We start from the raw sequence: 26,996 nt of genomic DNA, 5'->3' as shown, positions 1-26,996 counted from the left end.
TTTTGAGACAGCAAGGATCATGAGTATGGCAGACGCGCTGAGAATCGGCATTGCGGGCTTGGGCACCGTGGGCGCCTCTCTGGTCCGCATCCTCACCGAACGCCGCGAATCGCTTGCGACAACCTGCGGTCGGCCGATCGAGGTCGTGGCCGTCACCGCCCGTGACCGCACCAAGGACCGCGGCATCACGCTTGCCGACGATCTCTGGTTTGCAGATGCGGGCACCCTTGCTGCCGAAGCGGAAATGGACGTCTTCGTCGAATTGATGGGCGGCGCAGGCGAACCGGCCTATTCTGCAGTCAAGGCAGCCCTTGCACGCGGCATCCACGTCGTCACCGCCAACAAGGCGCTGCTGGCAGCCCACGGCATCGAGCTTGCCGGCATCGCCGAGAGGAATGGCGCTCTTCTGAATTACGAGGCGGCGGTGGCGGGCGGCATTCCGGTCATCAAGGCGCTGCGCGAATCGATGACCGGCAATACGATCGCCCGCGTCTACGGCATCATGAACGGCACCTGCAACTACATCCTGACGAAGATGGAGAAGGAGGGCCTGAGCTTCGAGGCCTGCCTGAAGGAAGCCCAGCGGCTCGGCTATGCCGAGGCGGACCCGGCCTTCGACATCGAGGGCAACGACACGGCCCACAAGCTGTCGATCCTCACGAGCCTCGCCTTCGGCACCGCCATTGCGGCGGACGATATCTATCTCGAAGGCATCACCAATATCTCGATCGAAGACATCCAGGCGGCAGCCGATCTCGGCTATCGAATCAAGTTGCTCGGCGTTGCCCAGCGCACCAGCAGCGGCGGCATCGAGCAGCGCGTGCACCCGACCATGGTGCCGTTCGATTCCGTCATCGCGCAGGTCGACGGCGTCACCAATGCGGTGGCGATCGAGTCCGATATTCTCGGCGAACTTCTGATGGTCGGCCCCGGGGCAGGCGGCAATGCGACGGCGTCCGCGGTGCTCGGCGATATCGCCGACATCGCCAAGAGCCGCCCCGGCGCGCAGCATGTGCCGGCGTTCGGCCGACCGGTCGATGCGCTGATTCCCTATACACGCGCGCAGATCCAGAGCCATGAGGGCGGCTATTTCATCCGGCTGAAGGTGATCGACCGTGCCGGCGTGTTTGCCAGCATCGCATCCTGCATGGCGGAAAACGGCATCTCGCTGGAATCGATCATGCAGCATTCCAAGCATACGCAGGAAACGGGCAAGCCCCAGACGATCATTCTCGTCACGCATGCGACGGCCGAGCACTCGGTGCGCGATGCCGTCGCCACGATCAAGGGCGAGGGCTACCTCGTCGGCGAACCGCAGGTCATCCGCATCGAGCGTCCGAAGGATTACTGACATCGGCGCCGTCTTGCCCGCAGTGTCGGAAGGCCGTCCATGGTCCCATGGAAACGGCGGCTCATGAGCGAGCTTCCGGATCCGGTTCCGCGCGCGTTTCTGGGTGTCGAGACGTCGATCACGGGCCAGCGCTGGGTGTCGCGCCTGGATCAGGCAGGCCAGAACCGCGCCTTGGCGATCAGCCAGGTCCACGGCCTTCCCGATCTCATCGCGCGCGTGCTGGCCGGACGGGGAGTCCAGCAGGAAGATGCGATTGCCTTCCTCGATCCGACCATCCGCAGCCTGATGCCGGACCCCGACACGCTGACCGACTGCCGCAAGGCGGCAATCCGGATCGCCGATGCGATCGCCCGTCGGGAACGTGTCGCCATCTTCGGTGACTACGACGTCGACGGCGCCGCATCGTCCGCCATCCTCTATCGTCTGCTCACCCATTTCGACGTGACGGCGGAGATTTACATTCCCGACCGGATTTTTGAAGGCTACGGCCCGAACCCGTCCGCCATCGACAAGCTGATCGACAATGGCGCCGGCCTGATCGTCACCGTCGATTGCGGCTCCACCAGCCATGAGTCGCTGCGGCGGGCGCAGGAGCGCGGCGTGGACGTCGTCGTCATCGACCACCATCAGGTCTCCGGCGAACTGCCGCCGGCCGTCGCGCTGGTCAATCCCAACCGCGAGGACGATCTGTCGGGGCAGGGCCATCTCTGTGCGGCCGGTGTCGTCATGCTGGTGCTCGTCAACCTGCTGCGTGTGCTGCGCGAGCGCGGGGATCTGCGGGCCGGGAGCTTCGATCTTCTCTCCCATCTCGACATCGTCGCGCTCGCGACGGTCTGCGACGTCGTGCCCTTGAAGGGGCTGAACCGGGCCTATGTCGTCAAGGGATTGATCGCCGCCCGCCACATGAAGAACCCCGGGCTGGCCGCGCTCTTCCGCAAGGCCGGCCTCAGCGGGCCCGTCACGCCCTATCACTTCGGATTTCTCGTCGGACCCCGCATCAATGCCGGCGGCCGCATCGGCGATGCCGCGCTCGGCAGCCGGCTCTTGACGCTGGATGATGCCAACGAGGCCGACGCCATCGCCGCCCGGCTGGATGAACTGAACCGCGAGCGTCAGGCGATCGAGCAGGTGATGCTGATGGAGGCGCAGGCCGAGGCCCTGGCCGAATATGGCAATGGCGACGGCGCCTCCGTCATCGTCACGGCGCGCGAGAACTGGCACCCCGGAATCGTCGGCCTTCTCGCAGCCCGCCTGAAGGAAAGTTTTCGTCGCCCCGCCTTTGCCATCTCCTTCGATCTCAACGGACGCGGAACTGGCTCCGGTCGCTCCATCGCCGGCTTCGACATCGGCAAGGTCGTTCGTGCGGCTGTCGAGGAGGGACTTCTGGTCAAGGGTGGCGGCCATGCCATGGCGGCGGGCCTGACGGTCGAGCGCGCCAATCTCGGGCGCCTGCGGCATTTTCTCGAGGACCGCGCAGCCCGCACCGTGCACGATCTCGTGGCGGCCGAAACCGTCAAGATCGACGGCGCACTGGCAGCCTCCGGCGCCACGGTCGACCTGATCGATCGGCTGGAGCAGGCGGGCCCCTACGGCTCCGGTCATCCGCAGCCGATCTTCGCCATTCCCGCGCATCGGGTGCGCGACGTCCGGCAGATCGGAACGGACCATGTGAAGGTGACCGTCGAGGGGCAGGACGGCGCGCGCCTGGACGCGATCGCCTTCCGCGCCTTCCAGACGCCTCTCGGCGACTTTCTTCTTGCCGCACGCGGCATGACCGTCCACCTTGCGGGCAGCCTCTCAGCCGATATCTGGCAGGGCACGCGCCGGGTACAGCTCAGAATCATCGACGCCGCCCGCGCTTTATAGAGCGCCGGTGCTGGCAGACGACGACGGGTGGAGGGAGGTCTCAACACCCGGCAAACGGCGGATGCGACCGCGAACGGCCGGATGTGAACGAAACACAAATGGGGGAGGAGCCAGGTGGTACGCCCTAGGGGAGTCGAACCCCTCTTCCCAGAATGAAAATCTGGTGTCCTAACCGATAGACGAAGGGCGCATTCGCTGGTGGCCGGCTTATAGGCTGAGGATGAGCCGGAGGCAAGGGGAAAAACGCTTGAAGGCCAGGAAAAAACGCGGCTTTCACAAGCCCGTTTTTGGAGCCGCATCAAGGCGATGCGCCGAAACGCTAAAGCCAGATATCAGACAATGTCGGGGAGGGTTTGACCGCAAAGTGGTACGCCCTAGGGGAGTCGAACCCCTCTTCCCAGAATGAAAATCTGGTGTCCTAACCGATAGACGAAGGGCGCAGTCGCTTTGCGGTGGCCGTCTTATAGTCAGCGGTTTTCAGGACCGCAAGCAGCAAATGTCATTTTGTCGCAAAAATTTCAAACCTGTGGAGGGTGTGGACGCGGAGGAAAGAAAATGGCGTCAAATCATAGAGTTATGCATCTCTTGGCCCACACGCCCAGTTCCAGTCGCGCTGCGGTCCGATGTCGATATGAACCGACTGCGTGTGGCAATAGGTGCCGACACCGCCGCGTCCTTCCGTGCCGCGCAGGAAGGTGGCGACGTCCCACTTGCTGACGCCTGCCACCTGTATGTCGGCGGCTTCGCAGGTCAGGTGCCGCGACTGCGGTCGTCCACCGACTTTGATATTGTGGCTGAGGCTGCGCCGCCCCGACGTGACGAGCACTTTCTTGCCGAAATGCCGTTCCACCGACTTCAGGATGTTGAGCAATTTCGGCTGGAAGCAGCCGGTCTCCACGGTCTCCGTCTCGAGAAGAAGCCCGCTCGGTGCCAGGCGTGCGAGCCCGGACAGCGAGGCCATCTGGACATTGGGGCTGGCATCGTCATGATTTTCGGCCGTGTCGTCAACGGTCGCGAACATGGAGCGCGCCCGAATGCCGGGCAGGGCGGTGTAGCTGAGGGCTGCTGCCTGCTGCGGAGCCATCCCTGCCGTTGCGGAGAGAGCCGTTTTGTTAGCCGGCTTGCCTTTGTCGCCGGGCGCGACTGCAGCAGCGGCTGCCCGCGCCGGTCCAAAGAGCCCGATCAGCGATGCAGTTGTTTCCGGGTTGCCTGCGGGCTGCGGCGTCGCTGAAGGCTTCAGGCTTGCCAGGGCCACTTCGGCCGGCCTCTCGCCCGCAGCCGCAGGTGCGATCTTGCCTTGAGCCGGGTAGCCCGCATCCGAGGACTGGAGCGGCAGCGTCTGCTCGGCCAGAGGCAACGGCGTGCTTTGATTTTGAGGAGCGGCACGGAAAAGGCTCGCCGGCGAAGATCCCCCGCCCGATATTGGCGAAGTGCCTGCCGCTGCGCCGCCTGCACCTCCGACCGAGAAAATGCTGCTCGACGTCGCCTGCAGGCCTGTGCCCTGCATGACGATCGCGCCCGGCTCCGCGGCGGCGGCCTGCGCCTGAGATTCGGGTTGCTGTGCAGCGGATGCGCCTGCGACTTGAGTGGGGGGCACAGATTCGGACGCCGGTCCCGAGGCGACGACGGGAACATCCGTTTCACCGATTTCGGGCGGCGTCACGCCCTCAACGAGTTGATCTGCGACAGGCTTGCCCGTGACGCAGCCTGCCAGAAGGCCGGCGGCGAGAACAGCGGACGCCACGCTGACGAAAAGAGGTTTGGACGAGGGGCCGTATCGCAACGCTGTATCTCCCGATCGACGGCAAGGGGCAGGGCCGCGCCATCATGGCCGATTCCCGGCGACACTTGCCTGGGCCGATCTTTGTGGGAAATCTATGCGCCAGCCCCGTTGCGTGGAGCTTGCGCAATTACCCTGCACCCGCCGCTGACGACGGCCGCAGGGTCTCGCTTCTCGATGATGTCTGGGCGCGCCGTTACCAGGCGCCGGTATTCTCCATGGACGACCAGGGCTCTTGCGGTGCGAGCGCTGCCCCCTTCTGCAGGATTTCGATGGAAATCCCGTCCGGCGAGCGCACGAAAGCCATGTTGCCGTCGCGGGGCGGGCGGTTGATCGTGACACCGGAATCCATCAGCTTCTGGCAGAGGGCGTAGATATCGTCGACCTCGTAGGCAAGATGCCCGAAATTGCGTCCGCCCGTATAGTCCTCGGTATCCCAGTTGTAGGTCAGTTCCAGACAGGGCGAAAGGCGGGCCTGCGCATGGTCGATGTCACCCGGCGCGGCCAGGAAGACGAGCGTGAAACGCCCCTTTTCATTTTCCGTCCGGCGCACCTCTTGCAGTCCGAACAGTGTGCCGTAAAAATGCAGTGCCTGATCAAGGTCCTTAACCCGAACCATGGTGTGCAGATAACGCATGATAGCCCTCTCTCCTGTTGTTGAGCCTCCTATCTAGCGCTGCGACAGCCAGACACAAGGCTGGAGCCGTAGCTTACCGATAGCGGCAAATTTCGTCCCAGGGACTTGCCCAAAGGCAGCGGGACGATGTTAATCTGATGCTCAAGAATCAGTTAACCGCAGCAATCGTGATGCGTATTCGAGGGGCTGGCAGATTATGGTGGACAGGATTTCGGCGAAAGATGTCGCACCAGAAGAGGATTTTGGCGGGGACGCACTCGATCTGGTCGAGATCACCGGTGTCATCAAGTGGTTCGACGTCGCCAAGGGCTTCGGCTTCATTATTCCCGATAATGGCATGCAGGATGTTCTGCTGCACGTGACCTGCCTGCGCCGCGACGGCTACCAGACGGTCCTCGAAGGCGCCCGCATCGTCGCGCTGATCCAGAAGCGCGATCGCGGCTACCAAGCGTTCCGTATCCTCTCGATGGACCAGTCCACGGCCATTCACCCGTCGCAGCTGCCTCCGGTGAAGACGCATGTCCAGGTGACGCCGACCAGTGGGCTCGAGCGCGTGCTCGTCAAATGGTTCAACCGCACCAAGGGCTTCGGCTTCCTGACGCGCGGCGACGGCACGGAAGACATTTTCATCCACATGGAAACCCTGCGCCGCTTCGGCCTGACGGAGCTCCGCCCCGGCCAGACCGTCCTCGTGCGCTTCGGCGATGGCGACAAGGGCCTGATGGCCGCGGAAATCCACCCCGACGTGCCCGCACCCACAGGCCGCGCACATTGATGGTCGAGCGATGCTGAGCCTGCGTCGGGCTGCGCGCAGCGTCCTCGTTGCCGCCGCCATCCTCGGTGCCGCCCTTCCAGCGCGGGCGGCAGACGTCGCCTTCGAAAAGGCGCCGCTCACCATCAGGACGCTCGATGGCAAAACACACGCCTTCACAGTGGAGCTGGCCGTCAACAGCGACCAGCGTGCACAGGGCCTGATGTATCGACGCGAGATGGCGGCCGATCACGGCATGCTGTTCGATTTCGCTCAGACGCGTCCCGTGATGATGTGGATGAAGAACACGTTCCTGCCGCTCGACATGCTCTTTCTGTCGAAAAGCGGCAAGGTCGAAACCGTCCACCAGAACGCCGTCCCCCAATCCGAAGCCATCATCGATTCTCGCGTGCCCGTCGCCTACGTCGTCGAACTCAACGCCGGCACGGCGAAAGAACTGGCGATCACGCCCGGAGCGCAGGTAAACCTGCCGGCAACGCTGCCCGCCGCCAAGCCCGACTGACAAGTCCGACAGCCAAGCCCGACTGAGGGCCGGCCCACGCACCCCTGATGTGATGAAATTTTAACGTGCTCGCCGCTCAGCGGCGCGATGCGTGCAAACGCAGGTGGAAAGTCTGGCGACCCCTGCAGGGCTCGAACCTGCGACAACCTGCTTAGAAGGCAGGTGCTCTATCCAGCTGAGCTAAGGGGCCGTTGGCGCTGCGTGTGCGGCGCGGGTAATTTAGGTGTGTCCCGTGTCAATGCGTCCAGGGCTGCATGCGGCTGTAGCGGAAGTTGTCGCTGTAGGAGACGTTCTTCCGGGTTGGGTCCTTCGGTGCGATGACACGATACTCGATGCCGTTGCGTTCGGCATAGGCGACGGCCGCCTCTGCGCTTTCGAAGGTCAGCTTGACCTGCTGGCGCGTATCGACCGAACTCGTATAGCCCATCATCGGATCGATCGTGCGCGGCGTTTCCTGATCGAATTCGAGCACCCAAAGATTGGTCTTGGCCTTGCCAGACTGCATCGCGGTCTTGGCGGGACGGTAAATCTTGGCGGACATTCCTCAGACTCCAAGCATGACAAAGGGCCGGCTCTGCCGGCTTTTCAGTGGCATAACGCACAAATGCCGAAAACGGAATGACCTTGATGCAAGCGCGCCGCATTTTTCCGTCCTTGGCAGCATTGCACAATAAACAATGACCATGCGGCTTTCTCCCTTGCGACACCGCTATGGAGCGTGTATTGCCCCACCTATTGGCACGGAGTGTAGCGCAGCCTGGTAGCGCATCTGGTTTGGGACCAGAGGGTCGGGAGTTCGAATCTCTCCACTCCGACCATCGAACCCTTGGAAATCATTTCGATTTCAGGTTTCACGCCGCAGGACGCATGTTTCCCTGTGGATGCATTGCGAGCCGGTCGTCTTCGACGCCTCTCTACCAATCCACCGCCCCGATCAGCCCCATCTCTACCAACGCCCGGCGCAGCGCCGACTCGGAAATTGGCTTGGACAGGAAGACTGCACCGTCCGGCAGGGTTCCGTCTGCCGGATTGTAGCGGCCGGAGATGATCAGCAGAGGGCAGGTGGGGCTGCGAAGCGCTGTCCGGTGGGCGAGTGCGATGCCGTTCATGGAGCCGGGCATGTCGATATCGGTCATCAGCGCAGAGATGGCCGGAAGCGTGTCCATCACCTTCAGCGCCTGATCCGCATTTGCGGCCTCGACGGTGGAAAGGCCCATGTCGGCGAGGATATCGGCCAGATCCATCCGGATCAGGCCATCATCCTCGACGACGAGGACGGGCGCCTGGCGCGTTTGCTCGGCCATCAATGCTCTTTCTGGAAGCTCTCGAGGTCCGCCGTCACGACGCAACGCAGGCCTTCGGGCAAAAAGGTCATCTCGACATGGCCGTCGTTGGTGCCGTTCAAGCCCGCCGAGATCAGTCGCGATCCCGAGCCTCGCATGCGCGGTTCCGCGACCACAGGCCCGCCTCGTTCCGCCCAGATCATCTCGAACCGATCGGCACCCGGCAGAACGACCCGCCAGTGCAATTCGACGCTTCCGCCCGGCACTGAGAGGGCCCCGTGCTTGACCGCGTTCGTGGCCAGCTCGTGCAGGATGAGCGAGAGGGACAGGGACGGGCGGGAGCCGATCTTGAGGTTCGGGCCGGACGTGACGAAGCGCGGCGCGACCGGATCGTCGTGGAGATCCGTCATCTGCTGGACGAGCTGGCGGACGGTCGAGGTGCCGCGCCCGCCTTCGAGAATCGTATCGTGGGCAGCACTCAGCACGGCGAGGCGTTCCGAAAGCCGCTGGCGCGCCGACGCGATGTCGGGCGCGTTGCGCAGGGTCTGGGAAGCGATCGCCTGGACCATGGCGAGCTGGTTCTTCAGCCTGTGCCCCAGCTCGTGAGACAGAAGCTCGCGGCTTGCCTCTTCGGCCCGAAGCTCGGTCACGTCGCGGGCCTGGACGAGGATGCCGGAAATCGTGCCATCTTCGTGCCGCATCGCCTGATAGACGAGGTCGATGAGCCGGCGCTGCATCTCGCCATCGGGGCCCCGGTTGAGCTGGATCGGCAGGCCACGCGCGATGAAGCTCTCACCCGTCCGGTAGACGCCGTCGAGAATGTCGATGAAGCCTTGGCGAACGACCTCGCTCACGGCCTCCGCCACCGTCTTGCCGATGATGTCGCGGCCGACGCCGATCATCGCATCGTATTCCTCGTTGGCATAGTCGAAGACGTGGTCCGGGCCCACCAGCATGGCGATGCCGCCGGGGCTGAGCTCGAACACCTGCCGGAAGCGCTCGCGTTGCGTCCGCTCCGCGCGACGAACCATGACCTGCGAGGTGATTTCGGTACAGGCGCAGAACATGCCGAGCACCGTGCCCCACGGGTCGCGCACGGGCGTGTAGGAAAAGGCGAAATGCGTTTCTTCCGGGTAGCCGTTTCTGTGCATGGTGAATTCGATGTCGTCCATCGATGTTCCCCGGCCCTGATAGGCATCGGTGATGATCGGCTCCACGGCATCCCAGATATCGTGCCACAGCGCGTGAAACGACCCGCCGAAGGCGGCGGGGTGGCGCTGCCCGCACATGGCGGCATAGCCGTCATTGTAGAGAGTCGTCTGCTTCGGTCCCCAGACGATGAGCATCGGTTGCAGCGACCCGAGCATGACGCTGGTGAGTGTCTTCAGCTCGACGCTCCAGTCTTCGCGCTGCCCGAGCGGTGTCGACGACCAGTCCATCTCGGCGAAAAGTTTCCCGCAGTCGGGATTGGCAGGAAACATAACGGGACCTCGTGTCGGCAAATGCCGGTCGCTGACGGCGCGGGCTGGCAACCGTCGATGTAGGGCCAGATGGCTTGAGCTTCCAGTCATATGTTTCGTTCCGTCAAGGGAGACCGCGCCGGCCGAATCACGCCATAAGCCTCTCTGAACGAACCTCAACGCTTCCAACCTCCGCGTGTGGTGCTTTGTACGGTGCCCTGTGCGCCCGAACGTGGAGCCTGGAAGCGTCCATCGGAAAGGTCCTCGATTTGCCTGAGCTCCTGCTTCCCCGCCGGCCGCTGCAGCTGGCGCCCGACGTCATTTCCACGCCGCGGCCCTATTACTGGTCGACGCCGATCATTCTGGCGCTGGCGATCTTCCTGCTCGTCTGGGAAGGGCCGGGGGTCGTGCGGGATTTCACCATCAGCCAGAATCCCGTCCTCATCGAGGATGGCGACCTCCAGAACGGTCGCTGCACCACGCGCAAAGGTTTCTTCACCGACTGCGAAGCCCGTCTCGTCTACAGCTATGGCGGACGGGACTACGCGACGGATGTGGAGATCATGTTCGTCGATTTTCATGTCGGCGATTACGAGACTGGCCTCGTCATTTCCGGTGATCGTCCGGAACTCGCGACCATGAGTCTCGGTCTCGACAAGCTCTGGAACAGGATCATCACGCTCTCTCTGCTCACCCTTGCTCTGGGCGGCCTCGGTGTCGGCATGATCTTCCTGGGTCTCCGGATCTGGCGTGTGCGCCGCCAGCTCCGGCATCCCGCAATGCTGGTGCCGGTGCCCGTCGAAGTCACGGCGTTCGATCGCAAACGCGATGTCCTCTCCGTCGCCTATAACGACACCAGTGCCAACGACCGGACCAAGCGCTCCGGCTACACGAAGATGCGGAACGGCGAAGAGCCTTTGATCGTCGGCGACAAGGGTGGCAAAGCCGTCGCGCTCGCCGTCCGGCATGGGAAGACGGCGCTGCCGGTCCTGCTCGATGACCGCCTGATGCGGATCGAGCTCACCGATGCGGAGCGTGCGCAGGCGCTGTTGCCATTCCGGCAGGCGGACGAGGCGCAAGAGCATCGCCCCATGCTGGTCGATGCCCCGCGCAAGACGGTGTCGATCTGGCGCCGGCTGCAGATTGCCCTCGGCGTGCCGCTTTTGATTGTCGTCGGTTTGATCGGCTTCTGGTTCTGGTATGTGCTGGCTTCCGACACGCAGTTCCAGTCGCCGGGCATGGACATCAACAATATGATGCCGGGGCCGGTGAACCGATGGGGTTGCGACCAGCTGAAGAAGCGGTTCGGCGACCAGCGTGCTCCGTTCGGCTGCACGGCCAGCGATTACATGAGCTGGAAGTAACGCGGGACGAGCGCCGCCCTCAATCCCTCACGCACCGTCTTTCTGTCCGCGTTGCGCGGCAAGGATATCGCGCAGCAGGTCGAAGACCTGCGGCTCCTGCATCTGCGAAACGTTGAAGCGCATGAAGCCGGTCGCCGTCTGGGAGAGACTGAAGGCGTTGCCCGGGGCGAGCACAAGCCCCTGGCGGAGCGCCGTCCGGGCCACCTCGGTCGCATCGATCTCATCGGGCAGCCTGCACCAGAGGAACATGCCGGCCTGCGGATCGAGCCAGGGCGTGACGCCGAGGTTTCGAAGCCGGGTAGAGACGGTCTGCATCGTCTTCGACAGCCTTTGCCGCAGCGCTTCCAGATGCTTGCGATAGGTCCCGTCGCTGAGGACGCCATAGACGAGTTCGGCGGTCAGCCGGCCGCCGCCGAAGGTCGTCGCGATCTTCAGATCGGTCAGGCTGTCGATCCATTCCGCCCTTGCGGCGATGAAGCCGCAGCGGCCGGAGGCGGAGAGGGTTTTCGAGAAGCTGCCGATGTGGATCACCCGGTCGAGCCCGTCGAAGGCCGCCAGTCGCGGGGCAGGGCTGTGTTCGAGATCGGCGAAGATATCGTCCTCGATGATGATGACGTCGTTGGCTTCGGCGATTTTCAGAACCCGATGCGCCGAGACCGGCGAAAGCACGGCGCCGGTCGGATTGTGGATCGCGGAATTGGTGATGTAGAGCCGCGGCCGGTGATCGGCGACCGCTTTTGCAAACGCATCGGTATCCGGGCCCGACGGGGTATAGGGGACACCGACGATGCGGGCGCGGTGTGCGCGCAACAAAGCATGGAAATTGAAATAGCAGGGATCGTCCACCAGCACGGTATCGCCAGGCTCCAGCAGCAGGCGGCAGAGGATGTCGATCGCCTGCGTTCCTGACTCCATCAGCAGAATCTGGTCGGGAGAGGCCTCGATACCGCGCTCGGCCATGCGCCGGCCGATGAGCTGGCGAAGGGGCGTGAGGCCGAGGGGCGAGCCGTATTCGGCGAGGATCGGGTTCTGGGCACGCGAGAGGGTCCTCAGCGTTCGCCTTATGCTCTCTTCCGGTAGCCAGTCCGGTGGCAGCCAGCCGCATCCGGGCTTTGCGTCGCCGGCATCCGCCTCCAGCGACTGGCGGGAGACCCAGAAGGGATCGACCGCACGGTCGCGCTTCGGCCCGGCATCGGCGACCGAGAACGGAATGGCGGCCCCGCCCGCCTGATGCGTCACATAGAAACCGGACCCCGGGCGCGGGAGGATCGTACCCTCTCCGACCAGCCGGTCATAGGCTTCCACCACCGTGGATGTGGAGACCTTGAGCGTCGCAGCGAGCTTGCGGATCGACGGCAGCTTTGCGCCCGGCAGCAGCGCGCGACCCGCGATCCGCTGCCGGATCGTCTCCATCACCAGTGTCGTTGCGTTCGGTGCGCGCGCCACACTCTCGATCCGTATCGGTTAATAACCATAACAGTTTGGGAGAACTGTCGGTAACCGTTTCTGGCACTCCGGCATCTGCGGGTCAATAACGGCCACATGTCGAAGGAGTGCATGATGGATCGGTCAACGGCCGGGTGGGTGAACGGAATGATCGGGGTGGTGATCTTCAGCGGATCGCTCCCCGCGACGCGCATCGCGGTGATGCAGTTCGACCCGGTGTTCCTCACGGTTGCGCGGGCGACGATCGCTGGACTGCTGGCGCTTGCCCTTCTGTTGCTGCTGCGCCAGAAATGGCCCACCCCGCGTGAGACGGTCTCCCTGTCGATCGTCGCACTCGGTGTCGTCGTCGGCTTTCCGCTGCTGACGGCGTTCGCGCTCCAGCACGTCACCTCGGCCCATTCGATCGTCTTCATCGGGCTCCTGCCGCTGGCGACGGCCTTCTTCGGCGTCGTCCGCGGCGGCGAGCGGCCGAAACCGGCTTTCTGGATCTTCTCTCTGCTCGGAAGCGCGCTTGTGGCCGGTTACGCTCTCGCGCAGGGCCTCCGCGCATCACCCTTGGGCGATCTGCTGATGCTGCTGGCGATCGTCGTCTGCGGTCTCGGTTATGCCGAGGGCGGGAAGCTGTCGCGAACCCTCGGCGGATGGCAGGTGATTTCCTGGGCCCTGGTGCTCTCGCTGCCGCCGATGCTCGGTATCGCCCTTTTCACCATGCCGGCCAGCTTTGCCGACATCGAGCCGCCCGCACTTTTCGGCCTGGCCTATGTCTCGCTCTTCAGCATGCTCATCGGCTTCATCTTCTGGTATCGCGGCCTCTCGCAAGGCGGCATCGCCGCCGTCGGACAGCTGCAATTGCTCCAGCCCTTCTTCGCGCTGGCGCTCGCGGCAACGGTCCTGCACGAGCCGGTCACGACGGGCATGCTCGGCATCACCGTCTGCGTCATCCTCTGCGTCGTCGGCGCCCGCCGCTTCGGGCGCTGACGATGACGCAGGGGCGCATTGGTCGGGCCTATGCGGCCCGGTGCCGTGCGACCGGTACGGACGTCGCATCGGATTGGCCGGGATTGAGCTGGAAGCGATTGACGATGGCCGACAGCGCGGTGGCGTCGGAGGCGAGGCTGCTGCTGATGGCCGTGGTTTCCTCCACCATTGCCGCGTTCTTCTGCGTCATCTGGTCGATCGCATTGACGGCCGTGCTGATCTCCAGAAGCCCGACGGATTGCTCCTTCGACGCCGTCGTGATCGCCTCCACCTTGGCGTCGATATCGCTCACGTACTGCGCGATTTCCGCGAGCGTGCGGCCGGCCTGATCGACGAGACGGACGCCATCCGAGACGTCGCTCGAAGATGTGCGTATCAGCGCGTTGATATCCTTGGCCGCGGCAGCGGAGCGCTGGGCGAGTTCGCGAACCTCCTGCGCCACGACGGCAAAGCCCCGCCCGGCCTCTCCTGCACGCGCTGCCTCGACCCCGGCATTGAGCGCAAGCAGGTTCGTCTGGAAGGCGATCTCGTCGATCACGTGAATGATCTGGCCGATCTGCTGCGACGAGGTATCGATCCGCCGCATGGCCTCGACCGCGTCGCGCACCACCTGGCCGGACGATGTCGCACTGCGGTTGGCCGCACCGACGAGGCTGCGCGTTTCCGCAGCTCGGTCGGCTGAGGATTTGACGGTGGCGGTCACCTCTTCGAGGGCGGCCGATGTCTGCTCGAGGGCCGCGGCCTGCTGCTCGGTGCGCTTGGAGAGTTCGTCTGCGGCCTGGTGCATCTCGCTCGCATTGCCCGACAGGTCGGACGTCTTGCCGAGAACCTGCTCCAGGGTCAGCTGGAAGGTCGCCAGCGACTGGTTGAAATCGAGCCGTAGCGGCTCGAACCGTTCGGCAAAGGGATGTTCGAGCGGCTTGCGGATATTGCATTCCGCGAGGCGCCCGAGCCCGGCGCCGAGCGTTTCCACGACCATGCGCAGTTCGTCGGCTTCGCGCTCGCGGTTGCGCTGCTGCTCGACACGCTGGGCGTCGGACAAGGAGCGGTCGCGTTCCGCCATCTCGCGCATCTGCTGGCGTTCCCGCGCACCGGCCTGAAATACGGTGAGGGCGCGGGACATCGCGCCGATCTCATCCGTACGCGTGGCGAAGGGAATCTCCGCTGCATAATTGCCCGCCGACAGGACGTTCATCGCATTGCCGATCTCGACGAGCGGCTTGATCGCCCGACGGCGGACGAACCAGAGCCCTGCCAGAAACAGCAGGACGGACGCACCGCTGCTGAACGCGCCGATCATCGTGTATTCCGTGCCGGTGAAGTCCGCATCCGCGACCGACGCCTCAAGCGTCGCACTGGCCAGAGACGCGAAATCCCGAACCTTCGCATCGTGCCGATAGAAGGCGTCCATGACGGGCTGCAGGTCGGCGGCCTCGCCCTTGGCCTTTGCCTCCTCGAAGGCCGTCGCAACGGCCCAGAAGGCCTCGCCGCTCGCAATGACCTGGTCGGCCAGCCCCGCAGAAAGCGCCGGATTGAGATCGGCTGAAGCCCAGAAGGCCTTGCGCCCGTCGAAGTCGCGCCGGAGCGTCCGCATCTTCTCGAGATTGGCCTTCGCACGGTCCGGATGCGCCATCGTCTCGTTCGCCAGCATATACGCTTCCAGCGTATAGAGCGGCGGCGGCAGGATATCGGCGATGACATCCTTTCCGTTGGCGATCTCGGCATAGACCGGGCCCCCGACCTTCAGCGTCTGCAAGGCCATGGTCTGGAGACCGATGGATGCGACAAGGCCGCCGGTGACGACCACACCGAAAACGGCGAGCAGGCGCGAAATCGTCAAACTTGGCATGAGACCCTCCAGGTCGCGCATGCGCGTAAGTGATCCGACGCTTACCATGCTCATCAGCATCCATGCGCTGCGTCGGCTAAGAACTCGTAAATTTGACGCCGATTCCATCCCAATTTTAGGGTAGGGCGTTTCCTGCAAAGCGGAGATGGTCTGATCGGGACAGGGTGGGATAGCCACGGTTGCAACGCCGTCGCTGATCAGGCTTCCGCCATGAGAGCAGCGTGCCACGCCGCATAGGGCGTATTCTTGGCAAGGCGGCGATTGTAGTCGGGAGCCCCATCCGTCCACCAGGCTGGCCCGCGTTCCCCAAGCGCGATCTTGGCCGCATCGACTTGCACCCGAGCGAGCGCCATACGATCAGGATTTCCGCGCGCCTCGCGAACGGCGCGCCGGGCCGACATCAGTTCGGAAACCAAACGCACACGCTCGTCTTCCGGCAGACCCGGATTACTCGTCCGCCACAGACGCCCGCGAACGACAAAGTACCGACCGTCCGGCGTGCGAGGATGGGTCTCGGTCATGATCCGCTCCATTTTAACCGCAACGTCCGGGGGGAATGACCGGTTCCCAAGCGAAGCGGACACAACGAAAAGCCCGCCGATAAAATCGACGGGCTTGTTGTTTTTAAGGTTTGGCAGGAATGCCTGTTCAGGTCATTCCCTTTCCGATCAGCTGCAGCCGCTGGTGGCGCCGCAGGTGTCGCACTTTTCGCAGGTGCCGTTCCGGACCATCGTGAAGTTCTGGCATTCCGAGCACATGTTGCCCGTGTAGCCCTGGGCGATCGAGCGCATGCGGCGTTCGGTTTCCAGCTTCTTGGCGTCGGATTTCGCGGCAGCGGCTTCGGCTGCGGCCTTGTCGGAGAAGAGGGCCGTGACGTCGCGGGGTGGTTCCGCGATTTCGGTGGTGACATCTTCGATGACTTCGACGGCCCGTTCCTCGTAGTCGCGCTTGAAAGCGACGACTTCGGAGATCGAGATCGACGTTGCCGGTTCCAGCTTGCGGGCGGCGGAGCCCGCAAACGGGGTGACGGTGCCGCTCGGGGAGGTGCCGCGGGCAGGGGCCGACGTCGCCGATCCCTTCGGCTCGCCGGACGCGCGATCGATGCCGGAGCCGGTCGTCGTGCCGGAGACGAGGGTCGGCTTGTGGCCGCGGGTCCAGCCTGTGGAAAGCAGGTTGGTCTTGCCTTCCTGAATGCCCTTGCCGAGTGCCGTATTGCCGAAGTCGGACGTATCGACATGGGCCAGGTCGTGGCGGCCGAGATAGGAGACGGCGAGTTCACGGAACACGTAGTCGAGGATCGACGTGGCATTCTTGATCGCGTCGTTGCCCTGCACCATGCCGGCGGGTTCGAACTTCGTGAAGGTAAAGGCCTCGACATATTCCTCGAGCGGCACGCCGTACTGCAGGCCGAGCGAGATGGCGATGGCGAAATTGTTCATCATCGCGCGGAAGGCGGCGCCTTCCTTGTGCATGTCGATGAAGATCTCGCCGATCCGGCCGTCACCGAATTCGCCGGTGCGCAGATAGACCTTGTGTCCGCCGACGATCGCCTTCTGGGTATAGCCCTGGCGGCGGTTCGGCAGCTTTTCGCGCTCGCGGGTGATCCGCTCGATCACACGCTCGATGATCTTCTCCGTGACCGAAACCGCTTGTGCGGCTGCCGGCTGCTGGATCAGCGTCTCCAGAGCATCCTCGTCCTCTTCGTCCTCGATCAGCGAGGCGTTCAGCGGCTGCGAGAGCTTGGAGCCGTCGCGGTAGAGGGCGTTTGCCTTCAGCGCGAGCTTCCAGGAGAGCATATAGGCGTTCTTGCAGTCCTCGACGGTCGCCTCGTTCGGCATGTTGATCGTCTTGGAGATTGCGCCGGAGATGAATGGCTGAGCGGCTGCCATCATGCGGATATGGCTATCGACCGAGAGATAGCGCTTGCCGATCTTGCCGCAGGGATTGGCGCAGTCGAACACCGGCAGGTGCTCGGCCTTCAGGAAGGGGGCGCCTTCCAGCGTCATCGCACCGCAGACATGCACGTTGGCCGCTTCGATTTCCTTGCGGGAGAATCCGATATGCTCCAGCAGGTTGAAGCTCATGTCGGCGAGCTGCTCGTCGCTGACCTTCAGCGTGTCCTTCAGGAAGTCGACGCCGAGCGTCCACTGGTTGAAGACGAACTTGATGTCGAAGGCAGCCTTGGTGGCGCCGTTGATGGCCTCGATCTTGTCGTCGGTGAAGCCCTTGGCCCGCAGCGAGCCCGGGTTGACGGCAGGCGCCTGGTTGATGTTGCCGTGACCGACGGCATAGGCCTCGATCTCGGCGATCTGGCTTTCCGAATAGCCGAGCGTGCGCAGGGCTTCGGGAACGGCGCGGTTGATGATCTTGAAGTAGCCGCCGCCGGCGAGCTTCTTGAACTTCACGAGAGCGAAATCGGGCTCGATGCCGGTGGTGTCGCAATCCATGACGAGACCGATCGTGCCTGTCGGCGCGATGACGGACACCTGGGCATTGCGATAGCCATGCTGTTCGCCGAGCGACAGGGCCTTTTCCCAGGCGGCGACGGCATGCGTGACCAGCGTCTGGTCCGGGCATTCGGCATGGACCAGCGGCACGGGAGCAACCGACAGGCCTTCATAGCCGTTCGCTTCGCCGCGGGCAGCGCGGGCATGGTTGCGAATGACGCGCAGCATGTTGTCGCGGTTCGGCTTGAAGCCGGGGAAGGGGCCAAGCTTGGCGGCGATTTCGGCCGAGGTCGCATAGGAAACGCCCGTCATGACGGCTGTCAGGGCACCGGCGATCGCACGGCCTTCCTTGCTGTCATAGGGAATGCCGGATGACATCAGCAGACCGCCGATATTGGCATAGCCGAGCCCGAGCGTGCGGTATTCGTAGGAGCGCTCGGCGATTTCCTTCGACGGGAACTGCGCCATCATCACCGAGATTTCGAGCACGATCGTCCAGAGCCGGACGGCGTGTTCGTAATCGGCGATGTCGATGTTCTTCGTGGTCTGGTCCTTGAACTGCAGAAGGTTCAGCGACGCCAGGTTGCAGGCGGTGTCGTCGAGGAACATGTATTCCGAGCACGGGTTGGACGCGCGGATGGAGCCGGCGGCCGGGCAGGTGTGCCAGTCGTTCATGGTCGTGTTGAAGTGCAGGCCCGGATCGGCCGATGCCCAGGCGGCGTAGGAAATGCTTTCCCACAGATCGCGCGCCTTCAGCGTCTTCATGACGCGGCCGTCCTTGCGGGCGGTCAGGTTCCAGTCGCCGTCGGCCTCGACGGCGCGCAGGAAGTCGTCGCGCAGCGAGACGGAGTTGTTGGAATTCTGGCCGGAGACCGTGAGATAGGCTTCCGAATCCCAGTCCGTGTCATAGGTCTTGAAGTCGATATCCTTGTAGCCCTGGCGGGCGAACTGGATGACGCGCTGGATGTAGTTTTCCGAAACCTGGTCCTTCTTGGCAGCCTTGATCTCGCGCTTCAGGGCCGGGTTCTCGTTCGGGTCGTAGCAGGCGCCATCCGGACCGTCGCAGTTCACGCAGGCCTTCATGATGGCCTTGAGGTGCTGGGCGACGATTTTCGAGCCGGTGACGAGGGCGGCGACCTTCTGCTCTTCCTTCACCTTCCAGTTGATGTAATCCTCGATATCGGGATGGTCGATATCGACGACCACCATCTTGGCGGCGCGGCGCGTCGTGCCGCCCGACTTGATCGCGCCGGCGGCGCGGTCGCCGATCTTCAGAAAGCTCATCAGGCCGGAGGACTTGCCGCCGCCCGAGAGTTTTTCGCCTTCGCCGCGCAGGTAGGAGAAGTTCGAGCCCGTGCCGGAACCATACTTGAAGAGGCGCGCTTCGCGCACCCACAGGTCCATGATCCCGCCTTCGTTGACGAGATCGTCACCGACCGACTGGATGAAGCAGGCATGCGGCTGCGGGTGTTCGTAGGACGACTTCGACTTGACCAGCTTGCCGGTGAAGGGATCGACATAGAAATGGCCCTGGCCGGGACCGTCGATTCCATAGGCCCAATGCAGGCCGGTGTTGAACCATTGCGGCGAGTTCGGCGCCACGCGCTGCGTCGCCAGCATGTAGGCGAGCTCGTCGCGGAAGGCGAGGGCATCGTCTTCGGAGGCGAAGTAGTTGCCCTTCCAGCCCCAATAGGTCCAGGTGCCGGCAAGGCGATCGAAGACCTGGCGCGCATCGGTTTCGGAACCGTAATGCTCGTCCTTCGGAAGGTCCTTCAACGCGGCCTCGTCGGCAACGGAGCGCCACAGCCATGACGGAACGGCGTTTTCCTCGACCTTTTTCAGGCGCGCGGGCACGCCGGCCTTGCGGAAATATTTCTGAGCCAGAATGTCGGCGGCCACCTGGCTGAACTGGGCAGGCACATCGATATCGGCAAGCCGGAAGACGATAGAGCCATCCGGGTTCTTAATTTCGCTCACCGCCTTGCGGAACGCGATGTCTGCGTAGGCCGATTGGCCGGCCTTGGTAAAGCGACGTTCGATCTGCATCTGTCCCAATCCTTATTCTGTCCGAGGCATGCGCTTCTCAGGCACGCAAATATCCCTCCGGGAAGCGACATCGCCAGCCGGTGATCCGTTTCTGCGGACACCCATCATGGCGTCCTTTATATAGTGTTCTTTTATCGTCTACCTACAAGATGTAGGGATTTTGATCAATTTGATCATTGGTGCTGCGAGCGTGATATTTTTTCGATGCGTCATTTTCAACACGCGTTCCCGCCGCAAGGCAGGATCTCCAGCAGATTTGGAATGATGGCGCAGGACGGGGCAAGCCGCCGCCGGGGCCGTCGTCTGGCGTCATGCCAGCTTCGAAAATGATTAACCGCGAGTCCGATGCCGTCGTCAAGGACTTGCGTCTCATCCTCCACTGGCGACTATATCTTGTGGAAACCCGAAGAAAATTCGGGACGTAAAGAAATCAGTCACTTGCAGTTCGCACTTATCGAAACGGCTGTTCGTTCCGTTAAAACTTGTGGACAAAAACTTGGGGAGATCCGGGATCGCACGCAATCTTCTGTCATGTCGGATGTCTCGGACATGACGGTGCAGTCTTCCGGGGGGGGGGGGACCGGACGGGTCACGCCCTGTTGCCACCCGTCCCTGTCGCAAAGCCTATCCGCGCGATCCCTTGGCGATCGGCTCCTGATAGGAGAAACCCATGTCCCAGGGAAAATAGATCCACGTATCCTGGCTGACTTCGGTCACGAAGGTATCGACCTGCGGACGCCCTTTCGGCTTTGCGTAGACCGCGGCAAAATGCGCTTTCGGCAGCATGGCCCGCACGATGGCAGCGGTCTTGCCGGTATCGGTCAGGTCGTCGACGATGAGGACGCGCTCGCCGCCGTCCGCGCGGATCTCCTCCGAAATGGACTTGATCACCTGCATCTGCCCCTGCGAGTCATAATCGTGATAGGACGCGACGCAGACCGTCTCGATCATGCGGATGTTCAATTCCCGCGAGATGATCGCAGCGGGAACGAGACCGCCGCGGGTGATGCAGACGATCGCTTTCCACTCCATTCCCTGATCCGCCAGACGCCAGGCAAGCGCACGCGCATCGCGGTGAAACTGATCCCAGGAGACGGGAAAGGCTTTTTCGGGAAGGGACATGGCGGGCTCCAAGCATATCTTTGCAGATGTCGTGTCTGACGGAGGAGCGGTTTTGCGACAAAGCCCGACCATTTTCAAGCCGCGCAAGACAAGGGGTGCGCGTCGTGTCTGGTGCGGACGACGGGGGTCGAACCCGTACGAGTCTCCTCGAGAGATTTTAAGTCTCTTGCGTCTACCAGTTTCGCCACGTCCGCAGTGGCTACAGTCTTTCCGATACCAAGAAGATTTCGTCAAGCCGCAACGGCGACCGGTTAACCCTTCCCGTAAAGCTTAACAACAGCTTCACGTTGCAAAGCCGTGCCTTACGCGAGATAGAGACTGTGCCGATCCGCACATCGGCGGTTTCATCACCTAAACCTTAAGCCTCTCTCCTTAACAGGAGAGAGGCACCATAAATTTTCGACGTTCAGCCCTTATCTTCGACAACGGCTTCCGGGCGATCTCCGCCGCTGGCATGTTCTTCGTGCCACTGGCCGGAGGCGTCCTGGAAGCTGATTTCTTCATCCGATCCGCCAACCTGCTGCTCTGCCGCTGCGGCCTTGGCCGCGTGCAAGGCGTGCTCATGGGTCGGAAAACTCTCCGAGAAGACGTCGCCGACCTTATAGGCCCACCCGCCATCGTGCTCGACGATCTCGTAAACGACCTTGACCATGCTTGTCTCCCTCTCTGTCCGTTGTGGCGGTCTCCGCCTGCGGGGTAACGGACGACAGGCGGCGTTCGTTCCGGAAGCGGCAGACCGCTCGCGCCGGCCGGATGGCGGAACGCTGGCTCTTGCGGCCTGCAACGATCATGCTAGCACGGAGATGAACCGAATTCGCAAAGGTTCGATGGGAGACGATGATGGAGCAGCCCGGCAGGAATCGCCGCCCGGTCGACGCGGCGACGCTCGCGTCGTTGGTGATGCTGCTCGTCGTGCCTCCCGCACAGGCGCAGCAGGTGGAGACGGATGTGACCTTCCTCTTTGCCACGGACGTCCATGCCTGCCGCATGGCGGAAGGCCTCTCGCCGGATTGCCAGGCGGAAGGCAAGACGGATGCGGCGCTTCTGCGGCACATCCGTGCCCTGAACGGCCTTCCGGCCCAGCTCTGGCCAAACATGATCGCCGGCGCACCGAGCGGGCTGACCAGCGCCGGCCGGATGGTCGGCCCGCCCGCCGGTCTCGTCCTGGGCGGCGATATCACCGATGATGGCGGCGGGCAGGTGGCCATGCCGGGCGAAGGGTGGCAACTGCGCCAGTTCAGTCAGCGCTATGCCCAGGGAACGGACTCCCAGCACATGCACATGCCGGTCTATGTCGGCCTCGGCAATCACGATCTCGACCAGGATGGTCCACCGAGCCATCCCGACTGGTACCGACGGGAACTCCGCGACTATGTCGAGGTTAATCACCGTCCGAGCGTCTTTTTCACGCCATCGCTTCCCGCCGACAATTACGACGTCGATTCGGACAATTACGCCTGGAACTGGGGACGGCTTCACCTCGTGCAGCTTCAGCGCTTCGGCGGCGATGATCGGAAGGGTGCCGTCAGCGGGCTCGACTGGCTGAAGAAAGACCTTGCGACCTCCGCGGCCGACGGGCGTCCCGTCGTACTGTTTCAGCATTACGGCTGGGACGCGTTCTCGATCGAGCGCTGGGATGCCGGCCACGAGACGTTCGACGATCAGGGAACCGGCGAGCCGCATTGGTGGAGCGACGCCGAGCGGGCGGCACTTCTCGATATTCTCAAGGGCTACAACGTCATCGGCATCTTCCATGGCCACGAGCACGATACGCCGATGGCCTACAAGGTCGGCGGTATCGACGTCTTCAAGCCGAAGGCTGCCTTCAAGGGTGGCTTTGCGGTCGTCCGGGTGACGGAGACACGCATGGAGGTCGCTCTCGGAGAGGCCGTCGGCGAAGAGGGTGGCGTGACCTTTACCACCGGCTTCTCGAAAAGCCTTGCCGGCAGGTAACGGGTGCGCGCGTCAGGATCGCCGCTTGCCCTGGGACAGTGCGATCCCGGCAAGGACGAGGGCGACACCCAGTCCCGTTGGGAGAAGGGCGGTCGGCACCGAGAGAGCGAGGTCGAGAAGGACGCTGGAGACCATCTGACCGCCGATCATCATCAGGGCGGTGTTGACCGCGCCGATCCGCGCGATCACCCAGCTGCCCGCGGCAACGAAGACGACGCCGATCGGCCCACCGAGATAGTCGTACCACGGCACCTTTCCCACACCCTCCGGTAGCAGATCCCCGAGCGCGAGGCCGAGAGCCGTCAGGAAGGCGAAGCCGACGACGTGGTTCCAGAAGGATGCGATGAGAGGCGACGTCGAGAGGCTGAGGCGCCCGTTGATCTGGCGGCTGATGCCGATGAGGATGCCGGCCGAACAGGCAAGAAGGACCGCGACGATCATGCCGGATTCCGCCCTTCCAGGATGATGAGCGCGCTTCCGGCAAGAATCAGAGCGAGAGCCACAAGGTTGCGGGCCGTCAGCCGCCGCTTCGGCAGGCCGAAGAGCCCCCAATGATCCGCTGCAAGGCTGAAGATCGCCTGTCCGGACAGGCCGAGCGACAGGGTGCCTGCAAGGGCGAGCGGCGAGTTGACGGCGGTCGATGACAGCATCACCGTCGCGGCACCGGAGAGGCCGCCGAGATAGGCCCAGAGCGGCGCGGGCGGGCGGCCCTCCGTCTTGACGCGACCGCGCCGGTAAAGAAGGCCGAGAAAGACGATCGCGGCGATCGTGCCCGTGCCATGGGCCGTCCAGGATGAGAAGAGCGGATTGCCATAGCGGGCAAGTTCGCCGTTGAAATGCACCATCAGCGTCAGGAGCCCGCCCGCCGCAAATGCCGCGAGAAAGACGAGCGGACGCGGGTTTTCGAGTGGCGAGGTGGCTGTCATGACGATCCTCAACGGTCTGCGGATGCGGCATCACTCGGGTATCCCGCCGAGTCGCGCAAGTCCGATGAAAAACAGTCGGCGAAGACCAGGGTCGCCGAAGCCATAACCGTCTGCAATCGGCCCTGAGAGGCGAGCGGTGCTCCCATACGGAAAAGGCCGCCCGCAGCACTGTGCGGACGGCCCTTGCAAGGTATCGAGGCGACTGCTCGGATCAGGCCGACAGCTTGGCCGCAATCTTGGCGACATGTGCGCCCTGATAGCGTGCGCCTTCGAGTTCGATTTCGGAGGGCATGCGCGAGCCGTCACCACCGGTGATCGTGGAGGCGCCATAAGGCGTGCCGCCCTTGATCTCCTCAAGGCCCATCTGGCCCTGGAAGGCGTAGGGCAGGCCGACGACGACCATACCGTGATGCAGCAGCGTCGGAATGAAGGAGAGAAGCGTCGATTCCTGGCCGCCATGCTGGGTGGCCGAAGACGTGAAGGCCGATCCGACCTTGCCGACGAGCGCGCCGGAGAACCACAGGCCGCCGGTCTGGTCGATGAAGTTGCGCATCTGCGAGGCAAAGCCGCCATATCGCGTGCCGCAGCCGAAGATGATCGCGTCGTAATCGGCCAGTTCCGCCGCCGTTGCAATCGGTGCGGCCTGATCCATCTTGTAGTGCGACGCCTTGGCGACATCGTCCGGGACGAGTTCCGGTACACGCTTCACGACGACGTCGGCGCCTTCTGCCTTCGCACCTTCCGCGACCGCATAGGCCATGGCTTCGATGTGACCGTAGGCCGAGTAGTAGAGAACCAGAACTTTTGCCATCGTCATCTCCTAAAGGATGGGCGTAAATGCCGTAGCGCCGCTGTAGCACGTCCCACGGACGCTGTCAGAAACGCTGGGGATAACAGACTGTTCGCTAATATTTGACAATGGCTGTCTCAAGATGAACGATGGACCCCAAGAACGCACGAATTTGAATGAGGGAATGCAGGATGACTACGGAAACGATCGTAACGGCCGCCATGCTGGCCATCGGTGATGAACTTCTTTCCGGCCGGACGAAGGACAAGAATATCGGGCATCTTGCCGATCTTCTGACCATCTCGGGCATCGACCTGAAGGAGGTGCGAATCGTTGCCGACGACGAGGAGGCGATCGTCGCTGCACTGAACGGTCTTCGCGGACATTACGACTATGTCTTCACCTCGGGCGGCATCGGCCCGACCCATGACGATATCACCGCCGATGCGGTGTCCCGCGCCTTCGGCGTCGAATGCATTCACGATCCCGAAGCCATGACCTTGCTGGGGGACATGTATGCCCGTCGAAACCTGGAGTTCACCGAGGCGCGCCGCCGCATGGCGCGCATGCCGAACGGCTCGACGCACATTCCGAATGCCGTCTCCACGGCGCCGGGGTTCATCATCGGCAATGTCTATGTCATGGCCGGCGTTCCCCAGGTTTTTCAGGCGATGCTCGAAGCCGTGCTGCCGACGTTGAAGACGGGCGCTACCGTCCTGTCGCGCTCCGTGCCGTCGCCCTTCGGCGAGGGCGATATCGGCGGGCCTTTGGGTGAGGTCCAGAAGGCGCATCCGGACACCAGCATCGGCTCCTATCCAAAATTCGACGGCACGTCCTTTTCGACGGAGCTTGTCATCCGCGCCCGCGAGGAAGCGGTGCTCGCGGCGGCGGAAGCCGATGTGCGGGCCATGCTCGATTCCATTGCGGCCAGCCGGCGCACCTAGACTTTTCGGTCGATCGCCGCGAGGATATCTTGCACGGCGGAGAGATCCGCCACTTGAAAGAAGCGCGGTTCATCGACCGGCGCCTCTGCGTGCTCGTGCACCCATGTCAGGTCGTGCGGGATGAAGATGGCGCTGCCGCCACAGGCAAGCACCGGAAGGATGTCGGACTTCAGCGAGTTTCCGATCATGACGCAGCGGCGCGCATCCACGCCATGCCGGGCGAAGATGCCGCGATATGTGGCGTCTGTCTTGTCGCTGACGATCTCGATGCCGTCGAAGAACGGCCCGAGACCGGAGGCGGCAAGCTTGCGTTCCTGGTCGAACAGATCGCCTTTCGTGATCAGCACCAGCCTGTATCGGCCGGCCAGGGCCTCCAGGGTCTCGCGTGCCGCCGGCAGCAGATCGACCGGGTGGCGCAACATCTCCCGCCCGATCTCCAGAATGCGCCCGACGACATGACCCGGAAGCGTGCCATCGGTCAGTTCCAGCGCCGTTTCGATCATCGACAGCGTAAAGCCCTTGATGCCGAAACCATAGAGCGCGAGATTGCGGCGCTCGGCCGCCAGCAGACGCGCGGACAGATCGGCCGCGTCGCAGTGATCGGCAAGCAGCGCCGCGAAAGCTTCCTCCGTCAGGCGATAGAACTGCTCGTTCTGCCAGAGCGTGTCGTCGGCATCGAACCCGACCAGAAGCGGCGAGGCCTCCGCCCGCGGCAGGGCTTCACGTGCCGTCATGGCGCCGCCGCGATGGAAAAGGGGAGGTCGACCGAAGCAGTCTTGCCGGAATTGGTGTCGTTCAGATGGTAGCGCAACACATAAGCGCCGACCGGCGCCTCGCTGACATCGAGCGTCAGCGTCGCGAAGATTTCCGAATTCTTGCTGACGCCGGTAAAGGTAAAATTACCGAACGCCTTCTGGCTGCCGAGAACGGCGCCCTTGTCGTCCAGAAGATCGAAGTCCACCGAGAACCGCGTCTCCAAACGATCCGGCGTGGACGCCGGCTTCCAGGTCAGTCCCAACGGCTCGATATAGGCGACGATCTTCTCACCTGGCTTGAAGACGCTGTTGGGTCGAGGCTCGAACATGCCGAAGCCGGAGGGATCGCCCGTAACGAAGGTCGCCGTGCCCACGGCGAACGGCAAGCCGGCCAGAAAATCGCTCATGGCATCGCGGATGGCGGTGCGTGCCCCTGCAGCATCGCCGGCGGTGGCCATTTGCTCGGCACGCGAGGCGGCATCCGCGAGCGGTCCGGCCAGCGCAGACCCGCAACCAACACCCATGACCGCCGCCGCCACGCAAAACGCCCGCGCCGTTTTCGAAATCGACCGCATCTCTCCCCGTCCTCCCAAGCTTCGACAGTGCCGCTCCCCGGCAGTGTCCGGCATAACCGCCTCATCCCGCACGAAGTTTCGCAATTTGCCGAGATGAGTCAAGCCTGACGCTGTGTCGTCGGCCTCGCATGGCATCCTCGCCCGGTCTGT

General features: G+C 63.3%; 24 protein-coding genes and 5 tRNA genes. 9 read left to right on the top strand and 20 right to left on the bottom strand.

Features of this window, described 5'->3' with window-relative positions:
* Window positions 1–25: 25 nt before the first annotated feature.
* Window positions 26–1,351: a homoserine dehydrogenase gene (locus tag C8J36_RS04895; protein WP_132533155.1), complete on the top strand. Its 1,326-nt coding sequence runs from the start codon at window positions 26–28 to the stop codon at window positions 1,349–1,351.
* 63 nt (window positions 1,352–1,414) lie between these two features.
* Complete coding sequence (recJ, locus tag C8J36_RS04890; RefSeq protein WP_132533153.1) at window positions 1,415–3,217, top strand: single-stranded-DNA-specific exonuclease RecJ; 1,803 nt, start codon at window positions 1,415–1,417, stop codon at window positions 3,215–3,217.
* Between the two features lie 115 nt (window positions 3,218–3,332).
* On the opposite strand, the gene C8J36_RS04885 is transcribed toward recJ, so the two are convergent.
* The 4 genes from C8J36_RS04885 to C8J36_RS04870 all read right to left on the bottom strand — a co-directional run bounded on the left by C8J36_RS04885 (window position 3,333) and on the right by C8J36_RS04870 (window position 5,634).
* Window positions 3,333–3,407: transfer RNA gene (locus C8J36_RS04885), tRNA-Glu, on the bottom strand.
* 175 nt (window positions 3,408–3,582) lie between these two features.
* Window positions 3,583–3,657, bottom strand: a tRNA-Glu gene (locus tag C8J36_RS04880).
* 134 nt (window positions 3,658–3,791) lie between these two features.
* Window positions 3,792–4,880: a D-Ala-D-Ala carboxypeptidase family metallohydrolase gene (locus tag C8J36_RS04875; protein ID WP_245506462.1), complete on the bottom strand. Its 1,089-nt coding sequence runs from the start codon at window positions 4,878–4,880 to the stop codon at window positions 3,792–3,794.
* A gap of 313 nt (window positions 4,881–5,193) precedes the next feature.
* Window positions 5,194–5,634, bottom strand: coding sequence for a VOC family protein (locus tag C8J36_RS04870; protein WP_062596451.1), 441 nt, complete (start codon window positions 5,632–5,634; stop codon window positions 5,194–5,196).
* 196 nt (window positions 5,635–5,830) lie between these two features.
* Here C8J36_RS04870 and C8J36_RS04865 point away from each other — a divergent pair, with 196 nt between their 5' ends.
* Window positions 5,831–6,409: a cold-shock protein gene (locus C8J36_RS04865; protein ID WP_062596450.1), complete on the top strand. Its 579-nt coding sequence runs from the start codon at window positions 5,831–5,833 to the stop codon at window positions 6,407–6,409.
* Between the two features lie 10 nt (window positions 6,410–6,419).
* Complete coding sequence (locus C8J36_RS04860) at window positions 6,420–6,908, top strand: DUF192 domain-containing protein (RefSeq protein WP_132533149.1); 489 nt, start codon at window positions 6,420–6,422, stop codon at window positions 6,906–6,908.
* A 113-nt stretch (window positions 6,909–7,021) separates the two neighbouring features.
* On the opposite strand, the gene C8J36_RS04855 is transcribed toward C8J36_RS04860, so the two are convergent.
* Both C8J36_RS04855 and C8J36_RS04850 read right to left on the bottom strand, forming a co-directional pair.
* Window positions 7,022–7,098 (bottom strand) — tRNA-Arg (locus C8J36_RS04855).
* Between the two features lie 45 nt (window positions 7,099–7,143).
* Window positions 7,144–7,449 carry an ETC complex I subunit gene (locus C8J36_RS04850; protein ID WP_062596449.1) on the bottom strand — a complete coding sequence of 102 codons (306 nt, stop codon included), beginning with the start codon at window positions 7,447–7,449 and terminating at the stop codon, window positions 7,144–7,146.
* A gap of 200 nt (window positions 7,450–7,649) precedes the next feature.
* On the opposite strand from C8J36_RS04850, the gene C8J36_RS04845 reads away from it, so the two are divergent.
* A tRNA-Pro gene (locus C8J36_RS04845) sits at window positions 7,650–7,726 on the top strand.
* 96 nt (window positions 7,727–7,822) lie between these two features.
* Here C8J36_RS04845 and C8J36_RS04840 read toward each other — a convergent pair.
* A complete protein-coding gene (locus C8J36_RS04840) occupies window positions 7,823–8,212 on the bottom strand; it encodes a response regulator (protein ID WP_132533147.1) in 390 nt (129 codons plus the stop codon).
* On the bottom strand, window positions 8,212–9,672 hold the full coding sequence (locus tag C8J36_RS04835) for an HWE histidine kinase domain-containing protein (RefSeq protein ID WP_165914959.1): 1,461 nt from the start codon (window positions 9,670–9,672) through the stop codon (window positions 8,212–8,214). Before C8J36_RS04835 ends, C8J36_RS04840 begins: the two co-directional genes overlap by 1 nt.
* 248 nt (window positions 9,673–9,920) lie before the next feature.
* Between C8J36_RS04835 and C8J36_RS04830 the strand changes: the two genes are divergently transcribed.
* Window positions 9,921–11,015 (top strand): hypothetical protein, encoded by a 1,095-nt coding sequence (locus tag C8J36_RS04830; RefSeq protein WP_132533143.1) that lies wholly within the window; start codon window positions 9,921–9,923, stop codon window positions 11,013–11,015.
* Window positions 11,016–11,042: 27 nt separating this feature from the next.
* Here the strand turns inward: C8J36_RS04830 and C8J36_RS04825 are convergent, their stop codons facing one another.
* Window positions 11,043–12,428 carry a PLP-dependent aminotransferase family protein gene (locus tag C8J36_RS04825; RefSeq protein WP_132533893.1) on the bottom strand — a complete coding sequence of 462 codons (1,386 nt, stop codon included), beginning with the start codon at window positions 12,426–12,428 and terminating at the stop codon, window positions 11,043–11,045.
* A gap of 147 nt (window positions 12,429–12,575) precedes the next feature.
* On the opposite strand from C8J36_RS04825, the gene C8J36_RS04820 reads away from it, so the two are divergent.
* A complete protein-coding gene (locus C8J36_RS04820) occupies window positions 12,576–13,439 on the top strand; it encodes a DMT family transporter (RefSeq protein WP_132533141.1) in 864 nt (287 codons plus the stop codon).
* Between the two features lie 28 nt (window positions 13,440–13,467).
* Here C8J36_RS04820 and C8J36_RS04815 read toward each other — a convergent pair whose 3' ends face one another.
* The 6 genes from C8J36_RS04815 to C8J36_RS04790 form a co-directional block, all read right to left on the bottom strand.
* Window positions 13,468–15,288, bottom strand: coding sequence for a methyl-accepting chemotaxis protein (locus tag C8J36_RS04815; protein WP_132533139.1), 1,821 nt, complete (start codon window positions 15,286–15,288; stop codon window positions 13,468–13,470).
* Window positions 15,289–15,485: 197 nt separating this feature from the next.
* Window positions 15,486–15,809, bottom strand: a complete 324-nt coding sequence (locus C8J36_RS04810) for a hypothetical protein (protein ID WP_132533137.1) — start codon at window positions 15,807–15,809, stop codon at window positions 15,486–15,488.
* Between the two features lie 147 nt (window positions 15,810–15,956).
* Complete coding sequence (locus C8J36_RS04805; protein ID WP_132533135.1) at window positions 15,957–19,781, bottom strand: vitamin B12-dependent ribonucleotide reductase; 3,825 nt, start codon at window positions 19,779–19,781, stop codon at window positions 15,957–15,959.
* Between the two features lie 624 nt (window positions 19,782–20,405).
* Complete coding sequence (gpt, locus tag C8J36_RS04800; RefSeq protein WP_062596443.1) at window positions 20,406–20,903, bottom strand: xanthine phosphoribosyltransferase; 498 nt, start codon at window positions 20,901–20,903, stop codon at window positions 20,406–20,408.
* 109 nt (window positions 20,904–21,012) lie between these two features.
* Window positions 21,013–21,097 (bottom strand) — tRNA-Leu (locus C8J36_RS04795).
* Between the two features lie 212 nt (window positions 21,098–21,309).
* A complete protein-coding gene (locus tag C8J36_RS04790; RefSeq protein WP_132533133.1) occupies window positions 21,310–21,555 on the bottom strand; it encodes a DUF2188 domain-containing protein in 246 nt (81 codons plus the stop codon).
* Between the two features lie 248 nt (window positions 21,556–21,803).
* Here C8J36_RS04790 and C8J36_RS04785 point away from each other — a divergent pair, with 248 nt between their 5' ends.
* A complete protein-coding gene (locus tag C8J36_RS04785; protein ID WP_165914991.1) occupies window positions 21,804–22,856 on the top strand; it encodes a metallophosphoesterase in 1,053 nt (350 codons plus the stop codon).
* Window positions 22,857–22,868: 12 nt separating this feature from the next.
* Here C8J36_RS04785 and C8J36_RS04780 read toward each other — a convergent pair whose 3' ends face one another.
* From C8J36_RS04780 to wrbA, 3 genes are all read right to left on the bottom strand, one after another.
* Window positions 22,869–23,297, bottom strand: a complete 429-nt coding sequence (locus tag C8J36_RS04780; RefSeq protein ID WP_132533129.1) for a DMT family transporter — start codon at window positions 23,295–23,297, stop codon at window positions 22,869–22,871.
* The gene (locus tag C8J36_RS04775; RefSeq protein ID WP_132533127.1) at window positions 23,294–23,782 is read right to left on the bottom strand and encodes a DMT family transporter; all 489 of its coding nucleotides are present in this window, start codon (window positions 23,780–23,782) and stop codon (window positions 23,294–23,296) included. The genes C8J36_RS04780 and C8J36_RS04775 overlap by 4 nt, the downstream gene beginning before the upstream one ends.
* A gap of 211 nt (window positions 23,783–23,993) precedes the next feature.
* Window positions 23,994–24,593: an NAD(P)H:quinone oxidoreductase gene (gene wrbA / locus C8J36_RS04770; protein ID WP_062596439.1), complete on the bottom strand. Its 600-nt coding sequence runs from the start codon at window positions 24,591–24,593 to the stop codon at window positions 23,994–23,996.
* 170 nt (window positions 24,594–24,763) lie between these two features.
* Here wrbA and C8J36_RS04765 point away from each other — a divergent pair, with 170 nt between their 5' ends.
* A complete protein-coding gene (locus C8J36_RS04765; RefSeq protein WP_132533125.1) occupies window positions 24,764–25,516 on the top strand; it encodes a competence/damage-inducible protein A in 753 nt (250 codons plus the stop codon).
* Here the strand turns inward: C8J36_RS04765 and C8J36_RS04760 are convergent.
* Window positions 25,513–26,250: an HAD family hydrolase gene (locus C8J36_RS04760; RefSeq protein ID WP_132533123.1), complete on the bottom strand. Its 738-nt coding sequence runs from the start codon at window positions 26,248–26,250 to the stop codon at window positions 25,513–25,515. The two genes, C8J36_RS04765 and C8J36_RS04760, sit on opposite strands and share 4 nt — an antisense overlap.
* The gene (locus C8J36_RS04755) at window positions 26,247–26,795 is read right to left on the bottom strand and encodes a hypothetical protein (protein WP_245506461.1); all 549 of its coding nucleotides are present in this window, start codon (window positions 26,793–26,795) and stop codon (window positions 26,247–26,249) included. Before C8J36_RS04755 ends, C8J36_RS04760 begins: the two co-directional genes overlap by 4 nt.
* Window positions 26,796–26,996 lie beyond the last annotated feature (201 nt).

Origin of the sequence: Rhizobium sp. PP-F2F-G48 (genome assembly GCF_004342335.1) — a bacterium.
In the GTDB taxonomy this organism is placed as follows: Bacteria; Pseudomonadota; Alphaproteobacteria; order Rhizobiales; family Rhizobiaceae; genus Ferranicluibacter.
Note: the sequence above shows the minus strand (reverse complement) of the source record. Positions and strands in the feature narration are given on the sequence as shown.

Coding starts and splice junctions, on each gene's coding strand:
- C8J36_RS04895 (WP_132533155.1), top strand. CDS start 26: ATGGCAGACGCGCTGAGAATCGGCATTGCGGGCTTGGGCACCGTGGGC.
- recJ (WP_132533153.1), top strand. CDS start 1,415: ATGAGCGAGCTTCCGGATCCGGTTCCGCGCGCGTTTCTGGGTGTCGAG.
- C8J36_RS04870 (WP_062596451.1), bottom strand. CDS start 5,634: ATGCGTTATCTGCACACCATGGTTCGGGTTAAGGACCTTGATCAGGCA.
- C8J36_RS04865 (WP_062596450.1), top strand. CDS start 5,831: ATGGTGGACAGGATTTCGGCGAAAGATGTCGCACCAGAAGAGGATTTT.
- C8J36_RS04860 (WP_132533149.1), top strand. CDS start 6,420: ATGCTGAGCCTGCGTCGGGCTGCGCGCAGCGTCCTCGTTGCCGCCGCC.
- C8J36_RS04850 (WP_062596449.1), bottom strand. CDS start 7,449: ATGTCCGCCAAGATTTACCGTCCCGCCAAGACCGCGATGCAGTCTGGC.
- C8J36_RS04840 (WP_132533147.1), bottom strand. CDS start 8,212: ATGGCCGAGCAAACGCGCCAGGCGCCCGTCCTCGTCGTCGAGGATGAT.
- C8J36_RS04835 (WP_165914959.1), bottom strand. CDS start 9,672: ATGTTTCCTGCCAATCCCGACTGCGGGAAACTTTTCGCCGAGATGGAC.
- C8J36_RS04825 (WP_132533893.1), bottom strand. CDS start 12,428: ATGGAGACGATCCGGCAGCGGATCGCGGGTCGCGCGCTGCTGCCGGGC.
- C8J36_RS04820 (WP_132533141.1), top strand. CDS start 12,576: ATGGATCGGTCAACGGCCGGGTGGGTGAACGGAATGATCGGGGTGGTG.
- C8J36_RS04815 (WP_132533139.1), bottom strand. CDS start 15,288: ATGCCAAGTTTGACGATTTCGCGCCTGCTCGCCGTTTTCGGTGTGGTC.
- C8J36_RS04810 (WP_132533137.1), bottom strand. CDS start 15,809: ATGACCGAGACCCATCCTCGCACGCCGGACGGTCGGTACTTTGTCGTT.
- C8J36_RS04805 (WP_132533135.1), bottom strand. CDS start 19,781: ATGCAGATCGAACGTCGCTTTACCAAGGCCGGCCAATCGGCCTACGCA.
- gpt (WP_062596443.1), bottom strand. CDS start 20,903: ATGTCCCTTCCCGAAAAAGCCTTTCCCGTCTCCTGGGATCAGTTTCAC.
- C8J36_RS04790 (WP_132533133.1), bottom strand. CDS start 21,555: ATGGTCAAGGTCGTTTACGAGATCGTCGAGCACGATGGCGGGTGGGCC.
- C8J36_RS04785 (WP_165914991.1), top strand. CDS start 21,804: ATGCTGCTCGTCGTGCCTCCCGCACAGGCGCAGCAGGTGGAGACGGAT.
- C8J36_RS04780 (WP_132533129.1), bottom strand. CDS start 23,297: ATGATCGTCGCGGTCCTTCTTGCCTGTTCGGCCGGCATCCTCATCGGC.
- C8J36_RS04775 (WP_132533127.1), bottom strand. CDS start 23,782: ATGACAGCCACCTCGCCACTCGAAAACCCGCGTCCGCTCGTCTTTCTC.
- wrbA (WP_062596439.1), bottom strand. CDS start 24,593: ATGGCAAAAGTTCTGGTTCTCTACTACTCGGCCTACGGTCACATCGAA.
- C8J36_RS04765 (WP_132533125.1), top strand. CDS start 24,764: ATGACTACGGAAACGATCGTAACGGCCGCCATGCTGGCCATCGGTGAT.
- C8J36_RS04760 (WP_132533123.1), bottom strand. CDS start 26,250: ATGACGGCACGTGAAGCCCTGCCGCGGGCGGAGGCCTCGCCGCTTCTG.
- C8J36_RS04755 (WP_245506461.1), bottom strand. CDS start 26,795: ATGGGTGTTGGTTGCGGGTCTGCGCTGGCCGGACCGCTCGCGGATGCC.